This is a genomic window from Mycobacterium sp. E3298, from assembly GCF_001666895.1.
In the GTDB taxonomy this organism is placed as follows: domain Bacteria; phylum Actinomycetota; class Actinomycetes; order Mycobacteriales; family Mycobacteriaceae; genus Mycobacterium.
Genome location: NZ_LZJB01000536.1, coordinates 1 through 526 on the forward strand (window position 1 = coordinate 1; position 526 = coordinate 526).

The 526-nt window shown below is 73.4% G+C and carries 1 pseudogene; it reads right to left on the bottom strand.

The features are described from left to right. Window positions 1-66: 66 nt before the first annotated feature. A pseudogene (locus tag A9X05_RS24725) lies at window positions 67-526 on the bottom strand (ATP-dependent helicase); the annotation flags it as partial.

A 526-nucleotide genomic window follows, 5' to 3' on the forward strand; every position in this document is an offset into this window, starting at 1 on the left:
GCGCGCACAGGTGGAGCCGGTGAGCACCGCCGCGTACGGGCGGTTCCTGCCGGCCTGGCACCGGGTGCCCGCCCAGATCAGCTCCCACAGCGCGGCTTTCAGCTCCGAGTCGGGCAACCCGCTTTGGGTGAGCTGGCGAAAGAAGTACGCACCCCCGCCGGCCAGCGTGTCCAGGATCGCGCGGTGCGCGTCGGTGAGGTCGATCTCGGCGGGCCCGGCCAGGGTCAGCGGCGCGGAATCGCTCACGTGCAGCGCGACCCAGCCGTCGCTGGCCGAGATCGACCCGGCGCCCGACCAGGTCACCTCTCCGGTGGCGAGCAGCTCGTCGAGCATCGCGGGGGAGTAGTCGCGCACCCGCGGACCGAGCACCAGCGGCTCGATCGCCGAGGCCGGCATCCGAACCCCGGCCAGCTGGTCGATCACGGACATCAGGCCGTCCAGCCCCGAATTCTGGGCGGGCACCCGGTGCCAGGCCGGCAGGAACCGCCCGTACGCGGCGGTGCTCACCGGCTCCACCTGTGCGCGC